The sequence below is a fragment of the Pedobacter sp. 05T44 genome, from assembly GCF_056395985.1.
Window position 1 is genome coordinate 228,660 of record NZ_JBFTKO010000003.1, and the last position, 17,654, is coordinate 246,313.

Annotated in this window: 12 protein-coding genes; 6 read left to right on the top strand and 6 right to left on the bottom strand. The window is 36.5% G+C overall.

Annotation, left to right across the window (positions count from 1 at the left end; translation table 11 throughout):
- Positions 1–44: 44 nt before the first annotated feature.
- The 3 genes from AC1DDK_RS07925 to AC1DDK_RS07935 form a co-directional block, all read right to left on the bottom strand.
- Positions 45–2,009: a M1 family metallopeptidase gene (locus AC1DDK_RS07925; RefSeq protein WP_288882857.1), complete on the bottom strand. Its 1,965-nt coding sequence runs from the start codon at positions 2,007–2,009 to the stop codon at positions 45–47.
- A gap of 75 nt (positions 2,010–2,084) precedes the next feature.
- Positions 2,085–2,822, bottom strand: coding sequence for a hypothetical protein (locus AC1DDK_RS07930; protein ID WP_288882855.1), 738 nt, complete (start codon positions 2,820–2,822; stop codon positions 2,085–2,087).
- Positions 2,823–2,914: 92 nt separating this feature from the next.
- Complete coding sequence (locus AC1DDK_RS07935; RefSeq protein ID WP_172661524.1) at positions 2,915–3,262, bottom strand: Spx/MgsR family RNA polymerase-binding regulatory protein; 348 nt, start codon at positions 3,260–3,262, stop codon at positions 2,915–2,917.
- A 147-nt stretch (positions 3,263–3,409) separates the two neighbouring features.
- Here AC1DDK_RS07935 and AC1DDK_RS07940 point away from each other — a divergent pair, with 147 nt between their 5' ends.
- From AC1DDK_RS07940 to AC1DDK_RS07960, 5 genes are all read left to right on the top strand, one after another.
- Entirely contained in the window at positions 3,410–4,912 is a 1,503-nt protein-coding gene (locus AC1DDK_RS07940; RefSeq protein ID WP_288882853.1) for a sensor histidine kinase, read from the top strand.
- An 85-nt stretch (positions 4,913–4,997) separates the two neighbouring features.
- Positions 4,998–5,684: a LytR/AlgR family response regulator transcription factor gene (locus AC1DDK_RS07945; RefSeq protein ID WP_288882852.1), complete on the top strand. Its 687-nt coding sequence runs from the start codon at positions 4,998–5,000 to the stop codon at positions 5,682–5,684.
- A 90-nt stretch (positions 5,685–5,774) separates the two neighbouring features.
- On the top strand, positions 5,775–9,248 hold the full coding sequence (locus AC1DDK_RS07950; protein WP_337717216.1) for a hybrid sensor histidine kinase/response regulator: 3,474 nt from the start codon (positions 5,775–5,777) through the stop codon (positions 9,246–9,248).
- A 1-nt stretch (position 9,249) separates the two neighbouring features.
- Positions 9,250–10,074 (top strand): CheR family methyltransferase, encoded by an 825-nt coding sequence (locus tag AC1DDK_RS07955; RefSeq protein WP_288882848.1) that lies wholly within the window; start codon positions 9,250–9,252, stop codon positions 10,072–10,074.
- Between the two features lie 25 nt (positions 10,075–10,099).
- Positions 10,100–11,692, top strand: a complete 1,593-nt coding sequence (locus AC1DDK_RS07960) for a response regulator (protein ID WP_172661529.1) — start codon at positions 10,100–10,102, stop codon at positions 11,690–11,692.
- On the opposite strand, the gene pth is transcribed toward AC1DDK_RS07960, so the two are convergent.
- The 3 genes from pth to AC1DDK_RS07975 all read right to left on the bottom strand — a co-directional run bounded on the left by pth (position 11,682) and on the right by AC1DDK_RS07975 (position 13,931).
- Positions 11,682–12,242, bottom strand: coding sequence for an aminoacyl-tRNA hydrolase (gene pth / locus AC1DDK_RS07965; RefSeq protein WP_172661530.1), 561 nt, complete (start codon positions 12,240–12,242; stop codon positions 11,682–11,684). The genes AC1DDK_RS07960 and pth overlap by 11 nt on opposite strands.
- A 109-nt stretch (positions 12,243–12,351) precedes the next feature.
- Entirely contained in the window at positions 12,352–12,930 is a 579-nt protein-coding gene (locus AC1DDK_RS07970) for a 50S ribosomal protein L25/general stress protein Ctc (protein ID WP_172661531.1), read from the bottom strand.
- Between the two features lie 59 nt (positions 12,931–12,989).
- A complete protein-coding gene (locus tag AC1DDK_RS07975) occupies positions 12,990–13,931 on the bottom strand; it encodes a ribose-phosphate pyrophosphokinase (RefSeq protein WP_172661532.1) in 942 nt (313 codons plus the stop codon).
- Between the two features lie 569 nt (positions 13,932–14,500).
- Here AC1DDK_RS07975 and AC1DDK_RS07980 point away from each other — a divergent pair.
- Positions 14,501–17,527 carry a glycosyltransferase family 117 protein gene (locus AC1DDK_RS07980; RefSeq protein ID WP_337717218.1) on the top strand — a complete coding sequence of 1,009 codons (3,027 nt, stop codon included), beginning with the start codon at positions 14,501–14,503 and terminating at the stop codon, positions 17,525–17,527.
- The last annotated feature ends 127 nt before the right edge of the window (positions 17,528–17,654 follow it).

Consider the following 17,654-nt stretch of genomic DNA (forward strand, 5'->3'; position numbering starts at 1 on the left):
TCTCCTATCGTCGAGATGACGGCCGCTTTAAAAACAACCCATTATTAGTTTTTCTTCCATTTATTATTATCGTTATTCACATCGGGCAATAGATTCTCCGGATCCAAAACAACCGACACTACCTCTTCAGTTGTAGGGTAAGGTACGGTCCATACATTATTCCGCATCCAAACATCAACCGGGATTTTTACACGGTCAGTTTTACCACTTTTGGTTTTAATCTCCAAAATAATCGGCATTGGCATTTTTTCCAGATTGGCAACAACTATGTTATACCCTCTGGCCTCATCCCTGTTAGATTCTGTTACGCTAACAATAGCCTGATCCATTTTCCAGTTTTCAAGAAACCATCCTCTCCAGAACCACGAAAGGTCTTCTCCTGCACCATTTTCGATAGAACGGAAAAAATCATCTGGCATTGGGTGCTTAAAAGCCCAATGATCTATGTATTGTCTAAAAGCATAATCAAAACGATCCGCCCCTAGTATTACGTTTCTCAATATATTCAATCCCTGAGCGGGTTTATAGTATAAATTCCCTCCAATATTACGTTCTCTCATAGCATCGGGGCTCAGCATTATATATTCTACTTCCGGACTTTGCTGCTTGTCGGCAATCTTATGCATATCATCAGGAGTTTTTTTGTACTCGCCATTATTAAATGCAGCCGATGAAATTCCATTAATAAAAGTATTAAAGCCTTCGTCCATCCAGCCATATTTACGCTCATTACTGCCCACAATCATAGGAAACCAAGTATGCCCAAATTCATGATCTATAACTCCCCAGGCACTCCCTTTTTTGGCTTTCCAGCCACAAAAAACAATTCCCGGATATTCCATCCCCCCAACATTACTGGCAACATTTACAGCCATAGGGTACGGATATTCAAACCATTTATCGGAATAATGCTCTATTGATGTTTTAACATATTCAACCGCTCTGCCATAACCATCGCTGCCGTTACTTTCAACAGGATGAGCAGAAACAGCCAGTGCTTTCTTGCCACTTGGCAAATTGATACGTGCAGCATCCAAAACAAATGCTTTTGACGATCCCCAGGCAACATCCCTGGCATTTTTAATTTTAAATTTCCAGGTGAGTTTATCTTTAGCAGGGCGGGATTTTGGATCCTTAACTTCAGATTCAGATCTTATAGATATTGTTTTATCGCTAGCCTTTGCTTCATTCCATCGTTGTAATTGCACAGGCGTAAAAACCTCTTGTGGATTCAACAACTCACCAGATCCCATAACAATATGATTTGCTGGCGCGGTTACAGCGAAATCAAAATCACCATACTCGCAATAGAACTCCCCTGCTCCCCAATAAGGTAAGGTATTCCATCCTAGAACATCATCATACACACACATGCGAGGGAACCACTGCGCTATCGCGAATATTTCACCATTTTTAGTTGTTAAATGCCCCATACGATCAGATCCATTAATGGGAATAACGAAAGAGAAATTCATTTTTATTGTTACTACATCTCCTGCAGCAGCCATTGGTTCGGCTAGTCGTATTTGCATACGGGTATCTTCTATCAAAGAGGTAAACTTAACTTCTTTCTGTTTTTGCAATACAGTTAAGCCTTCTATTTTATATCCGCCGTTTAGCTTTTCACCTCTGGCCCCATACCTACTTCCTGCAGCGATAAGTGCATTTCCTCTAGAATCCGGTGCAAATAGATTTTGGTCAAGCTGTAGCCATAAATAAGGTAATTTATCTGGGCTATTATTTTTATACGTAATAGTAACGGTACCAGTTATTTTATTATTTCCTTCATCCAAATCTGCAGTAATAGAATAATCGGCATGATTCTGCCAGTATTTTGGCCCCGGATAACCACTTGCTGATCTGTATTCATTTCCATTTTTAGTATAAAAAAGTGGACTAAATGCAGCATGTGCATCGTAATTACCAGCATTTGGATCTGTTTGCTGCGCTACTGTAGTCAAAGCAAATGCGCACAACAATACCACTAGTATGGTTGACTTGTAAGACATATAAAAGTTTAAGTTTATAGATTTGGAAATAAAGGTATAAAATCCAACCTATCCCCTGGTAATGTAACGACTTTATTAATTTTTCTTTAACCTTGGTACCTGAGGTGGTTTTCTTTGAGATGGAGGCAATTTTAGCCACTTATGGTAGGCCTGAACAGTATAATATTTATAGTCGAATGGCCTGTTGCTTTGCACTGTTGCAACAGGTGGCCTGTACATGGTCATAAAATCTTTTAATTCCTGACCCTTTAACTTTACCAGATCTGAAACATAGGCTTCAGTAAAAACACTTTTTATCTCATTTTCGTATTGATCCTTCTCTTCCAGATCCTTTACTTTGGCCTGCTGCTCTTTATACTTGCCATATCCCAAATTTAGCTTAAGGCCACCAGCTCTTGAAACATTAGGTTTACCTTTATAATCATCCGCCTCAACCCTTTTAAATTCTTTAGCCTCAGGATCCGGAGCTAAAATTGTAGGATTTATTTTTGCACTTAAGATCTTTACCTCCTTTAAACTGGTTGAACTGCCAGGAAGGAATACTGTTTTTGGAGAAAGGTTGGTAAGATAAAGTGTGTCTTTATGATAACCATTTAAAGAAAACTCCAATACATCCCCAATCTTAGCTGCAAGCGAAAAATTACCCGAGGCTTTCGTTTTTGTGCTTTGGTTATTATTAAAATTCTTAACATTTACCTCCTGAAGCGGCAAAGTCTTTATCTCAAAATCATAAACAGTTCCCGAAACAACATCTTGCGCCCAAAGTGATAGAGGAGCCATTAAAATCAATGCAAACAAAAGTTTCTTAAGCATATTCAAATATAACGCTGTTTAAGTGTCACGTTAACTATTTAACAAACATTAACAGCAAAATGTTCCTTTATTAAGATGATTTTTTCGAAATACTATTTTAAAGCGTTTTGGTAATTTTCTTCACTAAAGCTAATTAAAATGGGCTTTCCATCAACTTCTATTATTGGACGTTTAATGGCACTAGTATAAATCATTAAAACTTTAATAGCACTTTCTTTACTGTTTACCTCTTGTTGTTCCTCGGTACTTAGTTTTTTCCAGGTAGTACCTTTTTTGTTAAGTACATTCTCCCAACCAAATGTATCACACCAGGTATTTAGTTTTTCGGCACTGATTCCCTTTTTTTTAAAGTCATGAAATTCAGGTTTAAATCCATTTTCAGTTAACCAGGTCATGGCTTTTTTAACAGTATTGCAATTTGGTATTCCGTATACGATCATAATGGCAAACTTAAAAAAAAGATTTCAAATCATAATTCGTCACATTTTTTAAAGGTTTCATCACATTTTAAATTTTGTAACCCATAGTCGTTGTACTATTGCATCAACAAAGTGTATTGAAAATTAAAAAATATTAATCAACAGCAAATGAAATTATCAGAACTAACGAAGGTTGAATTTTGGATAGCTACCAGCCTTTATGGGTTTGCCATCCTTTTACTGGTTTCAAATTCGGGAGACAGCACTCCAAGTCACCTGGAGTATTTAGCCAAAGGTGCCAATATGCAGTATTCATATGTTTCGAATTATCTTATTCCGGAACTGTTCCGTTTTTCAATACTATATTTTAGTTTTCTCTTATTGAATTTCTGCATTATACCTGCTCTTTTTAAACCAAATAACAGAGCCTTGTCGCTGGTTATTTTAGTAGGCCTGTTTCTGGGGATCGGATTAATCACCAGCATCACCTATACCTATAGCAAGGTATATATGTTCCCCGATTTCAATAGCACTCAGGATGCCTACAACCACTTCTTTTTTAAAGGATTTACGTACTCTGCATGGTTGATATTAGTCATTACCATCTATGTAGCTCTTAAAAAACTGATTGTTAGTATTAAGGAAAATGAAAACACAGGTAATGATCCGTATAACCGTACTAAGTTAGAGGCAGTTTTCGGAGCAGCATTTTGGTTTGTGGGCCTGTTGTTACTAATAGCTACATCATCGCCGTTTGAGGTTATAGTATGCTGGACACTTGTGATTTGTTCAACAATAGCTCTTGTTATCTTTTCATTATACTATCTTATCCCCCAGGTCAAAGAATCTGGAAAGCGCTTTTGGAACTACTTCTGGAAGATATTTTTCATTACCATCGCATCTTGTCTGCCACTTGCGCTTATTGCACTAATGTTTAGCAACCATGCCGAAATGGCTGGTGTTGTAATAGCCTTCCATATCCCTACCCAACTCATTATAAGCGCACCTCTATCTTGGTATATTTATAAAAAAAGGAATGATTCTAACATAGAGCTTAACAGCTTAAAAACTGAACTTGGAAAGTCTGATGCGAGCTTAAGTTTCCTGCGGTCGCAAATTAATCCACACTTTTTATTTAATGCACTAAACACGTTGTACGGAACTGCTTTGCAAGAAAAAGCCGAACGTACCGGCGAGGGTATTCAGAAATTAGGCGATATGATGCGGTTTATGCTTCAGGAAAACCTACAAGACAAAATTTCCCTGACCAGAGATGTGGATTACCTTAATAACTACATTGCTTTGCAGAAGTTAAGAACTTCCCGTTCAGCTTCGATTTCAATAGAAACTCAAATTGAAGAGCAACTAAACAGTCAGCAGATTGCTCCCATGTTACTCATCCCTTTTGTAGAAAATGCCTTTAAACATGGGGTTAGTTTACAGCATCCATCGCATATAAAAATCACATTGCAGACCAAAGAGAACACCCTGTATTTTGATGTAAATAACAGCATCCACATTAAACCGGATAATGACCCCGAGAAACTTAAAAGTGGTATCGGCTTACAAAATGTAAAACAAAGGCTTGCACTGCTGTATCCTAGGAAGCATGAATTGATCATTAGGGAAAGTGCCAATGAGTTTTTTATTCATTTAACACTACAATTATAATAATTACATCAAGGCAAACTTATTAAAGATGTGTTATATTGTGCCAACAAAAGCTCTACTATTAGATAACAAATGATATTAAAAAATGCTGGCAATAGCAATTGATGATGAACCGATAGCACTGGATATAATAGAATCGCATGCGTCTAAAGTTCCGTTTATTGAACTCAAAGCTACATTTGTAAATGCTTTTGAGGCTATCTCCTATCTGCAAAACAATAAAATCGATTTAATTTTTCTAGATATAAAGATGCCCGATATTAGTGGCATTGATTTTTTGAATAGCCTAACGAATCCTCCAATGGTTATTTTTACAACCGCATATTCTGAACATGCGGTTAAGGGTTTTGAACTAGACGCTGTAGATTATTTATTAAAGCCATTTTCACTTGCCCGCTTTTTAAAAGGATGCAACAAAGCTCAAGAATTCTATAATCTTAGAAATAAGACAGAAAATGAAGAGCAACCTGCTGCCATTTTTATTAAAGACGGCTATGAGCAAATAAAGGTACAAATTGAAGACATATTATATATAGAGGCTTCGGGTAACTATACCCTTATTCACCTTGCAAACAAGCCACTTCTTAGTACTCGGATCCCTATAAGTGAAATGCTCCTGTTGCTTCCTGCAAAATCATTTATTAGAACACACCGCGCTTTTATAGTTTCAAAGGACAAGATTAGTAAGTATGATCGCACTCAAATCTGGATTGGCGAGCAAATTATCCCAATTGGGGTAACTTATAATCAATGTTTAAGGGAATTACATTAAATTTATCTTACAATAGTTAGTCAACTTGTCTTAACAAGTACTATCATTGTATTTATTTTTTAAGAGCTTCAATATTTATTAACTTAATATATGTTTAAATTATCTTTTAAACAACAAGTGTTAACAGGATTTGCTGTATCCTTGTTATTTGTTTTGGTATCAGCAATCACATCCTATCTAAGTATTGATAAGCTAAATCAAGATACAAAATGGCAGAGCCATACTTACGATGTGATCAATCTGATAAAAGACGTCGAGTTTCAGGTTTTAAACTCAGAAACCAGCATCAGGGGGTTTGTTTTGTCTGGCGACAAACAATACCTTAAGCCTTACGATGCCAATGCATCAAAGATTCTACCTACAATAGCCGAATTAAAGAGGTTAACAAATGACAACGCTGAGCAACAGATCAGAATTGATTCTCTAAACCAATATGCACACGCTAAAACTGAAGAGATGAAAGGGGTGCTTAGCGCTTATGAATCAAATGGGAAAGAAGCTGCCGTATCCCGTGTAATGGCAGGGCTAGGCCAGCTTTATAAAACTCAAATCTTAAAAACAGGCAACAAAATAATTGAAACCGAGCTTAACCTCCTTGCCAAAAGAAAAGCCGCCATTGTAAATAGCAGCAAGCAAAGCGAAGGAGTGGTTATGATAAGTGCGGTAGTCATTTTTTGTTTAATCTTGTTTCTATTCTCCTATATTAGAAGAACTTTTGACCAGCAAAAACTAACAGAAAATCACATCAGAGACTCTAATATAGAACTGGAACGGATTTCGGCTGAAAACGAACAAAAAAACTGGTTGCTATCTGGCGCAACAGCTGTAAATGAGGCTATGCGTGGAGAGCAGGGGGCTGATGAGCTATGCACAAAAATAATAACCTCAATATGTAATTATATACATGCACCTGTTGGTTCAGTATTTCTGGTTAATCGTTCAAAAAAAACCATCAAATTTATTGGTGGTTATGCATTTGAAAATACAAAAGGAACCATAAAGGAATATCAATTTGGTGAAGGATTGGTTGGACAGGCAGCTCTTGAGCAGCAATCCAAACTGCTTAACAAAGTTCCTTCAGATTATATAAAGATTCAATCGGGGTTAGGCAGCACCCTTCCAAGCCATATCTTTCTGCTTCCAATACTATTCGAAAACGAAACGCTAGCGGTAATAGAGTTAGGTTTAAATAAAGAACCAGATTCATCTACGCTAGTGTTTTTAAACACAATTGCCGAAAGCATTGGTGTAGGAATAAACAGTGCAGTAGCACGTGTTAAATTAAGGGCCTTGTTTGAACAAACTCAACAGCAGGCCGAAGAGTTGGAAAGTCAGCAGGAAGAGCTTCGCACAACAAATGAAGAACTGGTGTATAAATCAGAACAGCTACAGGCATCAGAAGAAGAACTTAGGGTACAACAAGAGGAACTGCGCCAAACCAATGCCGAACTGGAAGAAAAAGCTCAATTGCTTGAAGAACGTAATATTCTAGTAAACCAGGCCCGGGAAGCAATGAGCTTAAAGGCTGAAGAGCTGGAAGTTTCAAGCAAATACAAATCTGAGTTTTTGGCCAATATGAGTCACGAGTTAAGAACTCCTTTGAATAGCATATTGATTCTGGCAAGAATATTAAAAGAGAACAGACCTGAAAATTTAAACGAAGATCAGATTAAATATGCAGGGGTTATACATAATGCGGGCTCCGACCTGTTAACGCTTATTAACGACATTCTTGATCTTTCGAAAATTGAATCAGGCAAAATAGATCTGACAATAGAACACGTCTCGCCTAAGGCCATTCAACAAGATATGGATGCATTGTTTAGCGAATTGGCCAGAAGTAAGAAAATCACTTTTAAAACCACTCTTGAACAAAACTTACCCGAATCTATATTTACTGATCAGGCAAGGCTGGAACAAATTGTGAAGAACCTCCTTTCAAATGCCTTTAAATTTACTCCAGAGCATGGAGAGATATCTTTAAATCTAAGCAGTGCGGCAAAAGGGACGAAGTTCTACTCTGAGCAGTTGAGAAACTTAAATAAGAATATAATAGCTATAACGGTAAAGGATTCTGGAATTGGAATACCGGAAGATAAGCAGAAGCTAATATTTGAGGCATTCCAACAGGCCGATGGATCGACAAGCAGAAAATATGGTGGCACGGGCTTGGGCTTATCTATTAGCAAGGAACTTGCATATATACTTGGAGGCGAAATTCAGGTAATAAGTGATCCTGGTTTAGGAAGCACCTTCACACTTTTTATCCCTGAGGAAAATACCTCAAATAATCCGAAAGAGATAATTAACCAAATAAATGAAGAGGCTAAAATTATTCCTTTAATTCCTGAGCCTGTACTACTTCCAGTCAAGAACGGCACAGTTCAAACATTACTAATAGTGGAAGATGACGTTGTCTTTGCAGACGTACTGAATGATTACGCTATAGAAAAGGGTTTTAAACCTCTTCTTGCTCATAGTGGAGATGTTGGATTGGAAATGGCTATATCTGAACTTCCAGATGCTATTGTTTTGGATATTATGCTGCCCGTTATGGACGGATGGACAATACTTAAAAAGCTAAAAGAAAACCCCAAAACAAAACATATCCCTGTACACATGATGTCGGCAGGTAATGAAAAGGAAAGTAAGGCAAAAAAAGAAGGCGCAATAGGCTTCCTCAAAAAACCTATTGAAAAGGATAGACTTGACGAGGCGTTTGAACTATTAAGTTCAGCGTACATAAAATATAATTTTAATACAGTCTTAGTAATTGAAGACCAGGAGCTTCATAGTAAAGTTTTAACCCAGCAGCTTACCGATAAAGGTGTTGATGTAAAACAAGCCTTTACAGGTAAAGAGGCATTAGCCCTGCTGGAAGAACATACATTTGATTGTATTATCCTCGACCTAAAGCTTCCAGATATTTCCGGATTCGATCTGCTGGATACGATTAAATCGCAACCGGCCCTTGCCCACGTGCCTGTAATCATAAATACAGCGATGGAATTAAGCGATGAAAAAATGGCTCATATCATGAGATATACAGAAGCCATGGTTCTGAAATCAAACAAATCAAATGACAGATTAATTGATGAGGTCAGTCTTTTCATGAACAAGCTTAAACAAAGCGACCGATCCACGATTCAAACACAAAATAAAAGTAAGGGCCTATCCACTATTGAAAAAGCATTAAAAGACAAAACCATTCTAATTACCGATGATGATATGCGTAATATTTTTGCTCTTTCCAGTGCCTTGCAACTCTACGATATAAATATTGTAATTGCAAACAACGGAAGAGAGGCGCTTGAACGATTGGCCGAGAACGAACAGATTGATTTGGTTCTAATGGATATTATGATGCCCGAAATGGATGGATACGAAGCGATGAAAGCAATTAGAAGCGAGAAGCGCTTTTCGAAACTTCCAATTATTGCTTTAACAGCAAAAGCCATGAAAAATGATAGGGAGAAATGTATTGAGGCGGGTGCCAATGATTACATATCTAAACCGGTAGATATGGATAAACTGCTATCAATGCTAAGAGTTTGGTTAAGCTAATATGGATCAATCATCAGACACAATAACGTACGAGCAACTAGCCGATCTGGTAGATTTTATCAGAAATGTTCATGGTTTTGATTTTGGAGATTATTCTGCTGCTTCTCTAAAAAGAAGGGTTACCAGAATTATGCAACTTCAAAGGCTATCGCTGTTTGACTTGCGCATATTATTAACAAATGATCCTGATTATTTTGAGAATTTTTTAGTTGAAGTGACGGTAAACGTAACTGAAATGTTTAGGGATCCTTTATTTTTCAAATCAGTAGCTACTAATGTAATTCCTTATTTAAGATCTTATCAAAGAATCAAAGTTTGGAATGCTGGATGCTCTACCGGAGAAGAACTTTATTCTTACGCCATACTTTTCTCTGAAGAAAACTTGTACGAACGATGCTTTTTTTATGGGACAGACATCAATGTAGATGTCCTGGAATATGCCCGGAATGGAATCTATGATTTGCAAAAAATGAAGCAATATTCTGAAAACTTCCATAAAACCGGCACAATACATACACTGTCTGATTATTATACGGCAAAATATGATGCTGCAAAAATTAATCATTCTTTAAAGAAAAATGTGCTATTCTCTGTTCATAATTTGGCTTCTGATGGGGTATTCAACGAATTTCAAGTAATATCCTGCCGGAATGTACTTATCTACTTTAATACAGACTTACAAAAAAGAGTAATTGAATTATTTTACAATAGTTTAGCTAATTTTGGCTTTTTATGTTTAGGATCCAAGGAAACACTAAGAAGCACTGAAATAGGCAGATTTAAAATCATAGACAAAAAAAACAACATTTACCAGAAAATAGGTTAACATTAACACTCAGATAAGATAAAACATGGAGAAGATTAATATATTGATTGTTGATGACAGGCCTGAAAACATAATAGCGCTTGAGGCACTGCTACAGAGAAATGATATTAATATAATTAGTACCACAAACCCAAATGAAGCACTTAGAATTTCCTGGGAAATGGATATTGCAATTGCTTTGGTTGATGTTCAAATGCCAGAAATGGATGGATTTGAACTTGTTGAAATACTAAAAAGTAATCCTCGAACAAAAGACATATTAATCATATTTGTAACAGCAATTTCTAAAGAAACAAAATATGCGGTAAAAGGATTAAATTCCGGCGCTGTTGACTATTTATATAAACCATTAGATCCGTTTATCACTTCAGCTAAAGTTGATTCTTTTATACAATTTATAAGAAACCAACGTGAGATAAAAACAAAGAACAAAGAACTGGAAGCTTATCAAAAGGAACTTATAAAAGCTAAAGAAGAAGCTGAGCAGGGCAAAAGAATAAAAGAAAATTTTCTTGCCAATATGAGCCATGAAATCCGCACTCCTATAAACGGGATCATTGGTCTTGCCCATCTGCTGGAAAGAACCACTTTAACCGAGGAACAAAGAGAGATGATTTCATTACTTGAAATATCTTCTAGTTCATTGTTGGGCGTTATTAATGACATATTGGATTTATCAAAAATTGAGGCTGGCAAATTTAGAATTAATAGAACTCCAACTGATATCCAAAACGTTTGCAATTCAGTTATTAATCTTTTACGTATAAGGGCAAAAGAGAAGAAACTGAATTTAGAAATGGAATTAGCCCCTGAACTTCCAGTCCATGTACTTGCAGATTCATTGCGTTTAAACCAGATTTTAATGAATCTGATAGGTAATGCAATTAAATTTACATCTCAAGGCAGTGTTACATTAAGGGTAGAAATTCTTAATAGCAAAGGGAATAATATTCAGGTTAAATTTTCTGTAATTGATACAGGCATTGGAATAGCTTCGGAAAACATTGAGAAAATATTCGAGACGTTTGAACAGGCCGATGAGCAAACTACGGTAAAGTTTGGCGGCACAGGTTTGGGGTTATCTATAGTAAAAAACCTTGCCAAACTCAAAGGCGGCTACCTTGAAGTATTTAGTGAAGAAAATAAAGGAAGCACATTCTGTTTTACAAACTGGTACGAAATTGTAAAAGAAACACTACCCATTCAGAAAGTAGCTAAAGAAAATTTCACTCCTTTCGATAATGTCAAAATTCTTGTAGCAGAAGATAATCCAATCAATAAATTTCTTATTGTGAAGATATTAAAGGATTGGATGATTGATGCAGACGTTGTAGAAAACGGGAAAGATGCAATAAACAAGCTAAAAGAGAATCATTATGACCTTATCTTGATGGATACCTTTATGCCTGTTTTAAATGGCTTAGACGCAATCAGGATGATTAGAAATGGTTATGCCAAAGGGAAAGAAAACATCCCAATAATTACATTTTCGGCTGCAGTTATGGAAACGGATACTAAAACTGCTATGGATGCGGGGGCAAATGATGTAATAAGCAAACCCTTTGAACTTGCCACCCTACATGAGAAAATAACCAAATATACTACAGTTACTTATTAAAGGCTGTCATAGTTTTTGCCGGGCCAATGGTTACAAAGCTTTTAATTAGTTCTACGCTTGTATCTATCAGTGCTGGCAATTCCGGCTGCTCTTCTTTATAAAAGTTTGAAAGGACATAATCGGCTTGTCTACCTTTGGGAAAATCATCACCAATCCCAAAGCGTAAACGAGGATATCCTTGTCCACCGCACAAACCTTCAATACTTCTTAAGCCATTGTGTCCTGCGCTGCTACCCTGCATCTTTAATCGCAGCTTGCCAAGTGGCAAGGCAAGATCATCTACAATAACCAGAACATTTTCTAAGGGGATACGCAGCTCCTGCATCCAATAATTTACTGCCTTACCACTTAAATTCATAAAAGTAGTTGGCTTTATTACGTGTAGCTTCTTGCCTTTAAACGAAACTTCAGAATAATAGGCAAGCCGTAAATTAGAAAAAGTACCACCCAGCTGCTTAACTAACTCATCAGCTATATTAAATCCAATATTATGCCTTGTATAAGCATATTCAGGTCCTATATTTCCTAAACCAACTATTAAGTATTTCATTGCTGCAAAGATAATAGTTTACGCGACATGCATTTTCTGTAATTCTATTTTCACAAAAAAAGCAGCACTAATTATCTTAGTGCTGCTTTTTATATTTAGCTAATTCGAATTATTTCTTGTTAGCTTCTTGCTCTGCTTGTTTTAATGCTCTTGACATACCTACAGAAACGATAGTATCTTCAGGAGTGTTAGTAATAACGTATGCGCCTTTTTGAAGGTCACGAACACGGAATAAATTACCCACTTCTAATTTCGCAATACTTACTTCAACTGTTTGAGGCATATCTTTAGGCAATGCTTTAACACGAAGTTTACGTAATTTTTGAACTAGTTTACCACCCATTTTAACACCTGGAGAAGTTCCGGTTAATTTAACAGGGATTTCCATTAGAATTTCTTTGTCATCAAATAACTGAAGAAAATCTACGTGTAATAATAAATCAGTTAATGGGTGAAATTGTAATTCTTTGATAATAGCTTTGATTTTCTTACCACCTAAGGTAATCTCAACAAAGTTAGCTTCTGGTGTATAAATAGCATCCTTTAATTCAGTTGTTACTACAGCAAAATGTGCTTGTTCTTTACCACCATACAATACTGCAGGAACTTTGCCTTCATAGCGAAGCTCTTTAGCATCGCGTTTCCCTACGTTCTCTCTTGGAGAACCGCTAATTGCGATTGTTTTCATTTTTTTGTTTTTTAAATGTTTTGAAACCTTAACGGCTTCATTATATATAGTTATTAATATTAAACGTTAAAAAGATCACTAATTGATCCATGCTCATTCACATTAGCAATTGCTTTTGCAAACAATGGAGCTGTTGAAAGCACTCTTATTTTTGGGCTATCTTGTTTCAAAGGAATCGTATCTGTTACAATCAATTCGGTTAGCATCGAATTTTCAACAGTTTCATATGCCTTGCCTGATAATACCGGATGTGTACAAACCGCTCTTACACTTTTCGCACCCTTTTCCATAATTAAAGCTGCAGCCTTAGCTAATGTACCTGCAGTATCACAAATATCATCAATAAGCACCACATCTAACCCTACTACGTCTCCAATTATAGACATAGATTCTATTTCATTAGCACGCTTACGGCGCTTATCGCAAATCACTACCTCAGCATTAAAGAACTTAGCAAAAGTACGCGCACGGTAAGATCCACCCATATCTGGTGATGCTATGGTTAAGTTTTCAAGCCCTAAACTCTTTATGTAAGGAACAAAAATTACTGAACCATCAAGGTGATCAACCGGAATATCAAAAAATCCCTGAATCTGAGCTGCATGTAAGTCCATGGTCATGATCCTGTGGATACCTGCAGATTTTAAAAGATTTGCTACTAATTTAGCTCCGATTGCAACCCTTGGTTTATCTTTCCTATCTTGTCTGGCTAATCCATAATAAGGAACAACCGCAGTTATATAATGTGCAGATGCTCTTTTTGCAGCATCAATCATTAATAACAGTTCCATTAAATTATCAGAAGGCTGATAGGTAGATTGGATAAGAAATACATCACACCCCCTTACAGTTTCATCATAAGAAGGCTGAAACTCACCATCGCTAAACTTGCTTAAGGTTACATTACCAAGAGGCTTGCCGTAACTTTCGGCAATTTTATGTGCTAAATCTTTAGTACCGGTTCCGGCAAAAAGTTTAACTGGGTTAAATTGCAATGGCATTATTGAAAAGTTTCAATACTGGTTAAAAAAAATCGGATTGCGGTTTAATTCACAATCCGAATATTGTTTAGTTGTCCGACCTGGATTCGAACCAAGACAAACGGTACCAAAAACCGTTGTACTACCCTTATACTATCGGACAATCTTCCATTAAAAAGGTTGCTTTGAAATGGAATGCAAATCTACGCACATTTTTCAATTTTGCAAGGGGCAAATAAAAAAAATATAAAATATTTTATATCAAATAGCCCACCCTGCTTATTACTCCCAATAAATCAATCAGTTAATCTAATCATATTTTTATAATTATTTTTTCACTACATGAACGTTACTTAAATAATGTATACAGAATACAGCATATACTAAGGAATAAAGCCATGTTTTAATCTAATCGTACATTTTTACAATAACTGAATTCATACAATATCGTCTATATTATAAGTAGTGATTATCTTAAGCAGGAACGTTAAATTTGTTAAACACAGCTTTAGATTATACGATTATCAATCTTATTCTTTATTTTCGGACGCAATTAATTGCCTTTACATTAGTAACTACTTGATAACGAAATGAATTATTCAAAAATCAATAACATTACCGGTTGGTTCTGTTTTGCCATTGCTACCTTAACCTATATTTTAACTCTAGAGCCCTCTGTTAGTTTTTGGGACTGTGGCGAATTCATAGCTTCTGCTCTAAAAATGCAGGTGGTGCATCAACCAGGAGCGCCTTTATTTTTAATGATCCAGAGATTCTTCTCTTTACTTGCTCTTGGCGATGTTACTAAAGTAGCATATTTCATGAACGTGGGTTCTGCAGTTGCAAGTGGTGCTACTATATTATTTTTGTTCTGGACAATTACTGCCCTAGCCAAAAAGATCTTAATAAAAGATAAAGAAGAGATTTCTAAAGCCAACCTAATCTCTATTATGGGAGCTGGTGTTGTTGGAGCCCTTGCTTATACATTCTCTGATAGCTTCTGGTTTTCGGCAGTTGAATCTGAAGTATATGCGCTATCTTCACTATTTACAGCTATAGTTTTCTGGGCTATATTAAAATGGGAAGCACATGCCGACGAACCTCGTGCTGACAGGTGGTTGTTATTTATCGCCTACATTATGGGGCTTTCAATAGGCATCCACTTACTAAACTTGCTAACCATACCTGCAATTGCTTTTGTTTATTACTTTAGGAAAACTAAAAAAGCTACTACTTCAGGTATTGTAAAAACGGGATTAATTGGCATTCTAATTTTAGCCTTTATACAATACGGCATCATTCAATACCTGGTTTCTTTCGGTGCTTATTTTGACTTGTTCTTTGTAAACACCTTAGGTTTTGGTTTTGGGTCGGGTGTTATTTTCTTTGCAATATTATTAATAGGTGGTATTGTTTGGGGTATTAGATATTCGATAAAACACCAAAAGAAGATCCTCAACCTTGCGCTATTATCTACAGTATTAATCATATTCGGATATGGCTCTTTTGCAATGATCATTATTCGTGCGAAGGCAGATCCTAATCTAAATAATAGTGATCCCGATAATGCTTTTTCATTTCTGGGATACCTTAACAGGGAACAATATGGCGATAGACCATTACTATTTGGGCCTAACTATAACTCACAAAAGGTTGATATTAAACAGGGTAAAACCCTATACAGAAAAGGTGCTGAAAAATATGAAGTAGCTGGAAGAAAAACTGATTACGAGTACGACAGAACTACCCCTTTTCCGAGAATGTATAGTGATGATGCGCGACATATAGGTTATTATAAGGATATGATGGGCTTTGATGATACCCATTTCCCTAATCTTATAGATAATATTGGATTCTTTTTTGGCTATCAGACCGGCCAGATGTACATGAGATACTTTATGTGGAACTTTGTTGGTCGTCAAAATGACGATCAGGGACAAGGAAGTTTGTACGAAGGTCAATGGTTAAGTGGGATTAAACCGATAGATGCTGCTCGCCTGGGCGATCAAACTCACCTCCCTCCAACTATAACCGACAATAATGCATACAATAGATTCTTCTTTTTGCCGCTTATATTAGGACTGCTGGGAGCAATATGGCATTTCCAACGTAATCAAAAAGATGCAGGTATAATAGCCTTGTTATTCTTCTTTACTGGTATGGCTATTGTATTGTATCTTAATCAAAAGCCTATGGAGCCAAGGGAGCGGGATTACGCCTATGCCGGATCCTTTTATGCCTTTGCTATATGGATAGGTCTGGGAGCATTGGCTTTAAAAGAGTGGCTATTTAAGAAGGTCACCCCTGCTACAGGTGCTGTTCTGGCAACAGTTGTTGGATTGTTTGCTGCACCCGTAATTATGGCGGCACAAGGATGGGATGATCATGATCGTTCTACTAAGCTTGTTGCTCATGATATAGCGGTTGATTATTTAGAGTCTTGTGCACCAAATGCAATTCTATTTACCTACGGTGATAATGATACCTATCCGCTTTGGTACATACAGGAAGTTGAAAATGTTAGACCAGATATCCGTCTGGTAAACCTAAGCTTATTTGATACTGATTGGTATATAAATGGAATGAAGCGTAAGCAAAATGAATCTGAGCCATTGCCGATAAGCATGAAAGAATCTCAATATGTACAAGGCAATAGAGATGTAATGTATTATCAGGATTATAAAATTGCAGGTTCAATTGAACTGAGTAAGATTTTTGAAGTATTAACTTCTGATAATGATGAAGATAAACTTCCCTTAAATGACGGTACAAAAGAAAACTTTATCCCAACCAAAAATTTTAAACTTACTGTAAACCGTGCTGACGTCATTAAAAACGGGGTAGTTAATGCCGCAGACTCAGCTAAAATTGTTCCTGCTCTTGAATGGAAATTTAATAAGAACTACGTTACTAAAGGTACTTTAGCAATGTTTGACATCCTTGTTCACAATAACTGGAAAAGACCAATTTATTTTGCCAGTACAGTGCCTTCAGAGCAATACAATGGCCTGGACAACTATTTATATAACGAAGGGCTTGCGATACGACTAATGCCTTTAAAAATAGATAGCGCCGCTGGAAAAAGCGATTTGGTAAATACGCCTGTTCTATACAATAACCTGATGAATAAATTCAAATGGGGCAATGTAAAGAATGCGCGTTATCTTGACACGCAATCATCAGACGATATCTCTATTTTTACAAGCATGTTTAATAATGCTATTACCGGTCTTGTTAAAGAAGGAAAAATTGAAGATGCTAAAAAAGTTGCGAACCGTTATTTCGAAGTAATGCCTGATAAGTTCTATGGTATGCGTTCTATGATGGGGGCATATTTTATGGCTGAGAATCTGTATACTTTGAATGACAGCAAGAGAGCCAATGCTCTAATCGAAAAATCTGCAGCCTATATACAAAAGGAACTTACTTACCTTGCCGATGTATCTAAGAGCAAAAACAAATTTATTGGCGGACAGAACGTACAACTTGGTATGTCGTTCCTAAATCAAATGGCAAAAATAACTGAGGCAAATAAGGAGACTAAATTAAGTCAGAGTTTGACAAAACAATTCAATGAATTAGAAGGAAGGTTTTCACAATATTTTGCACAACAATAAGAGGTAAGCTCTCATTCTGCTCCCCGGCTGCATTAATTTGGCTCAGAAAAAGAGCCAAATGAACGCTAGGTCGGTTCACAGAAAACTCGCTTACTACCAAACAAAAACAAATCAGGAATGAGTGCTG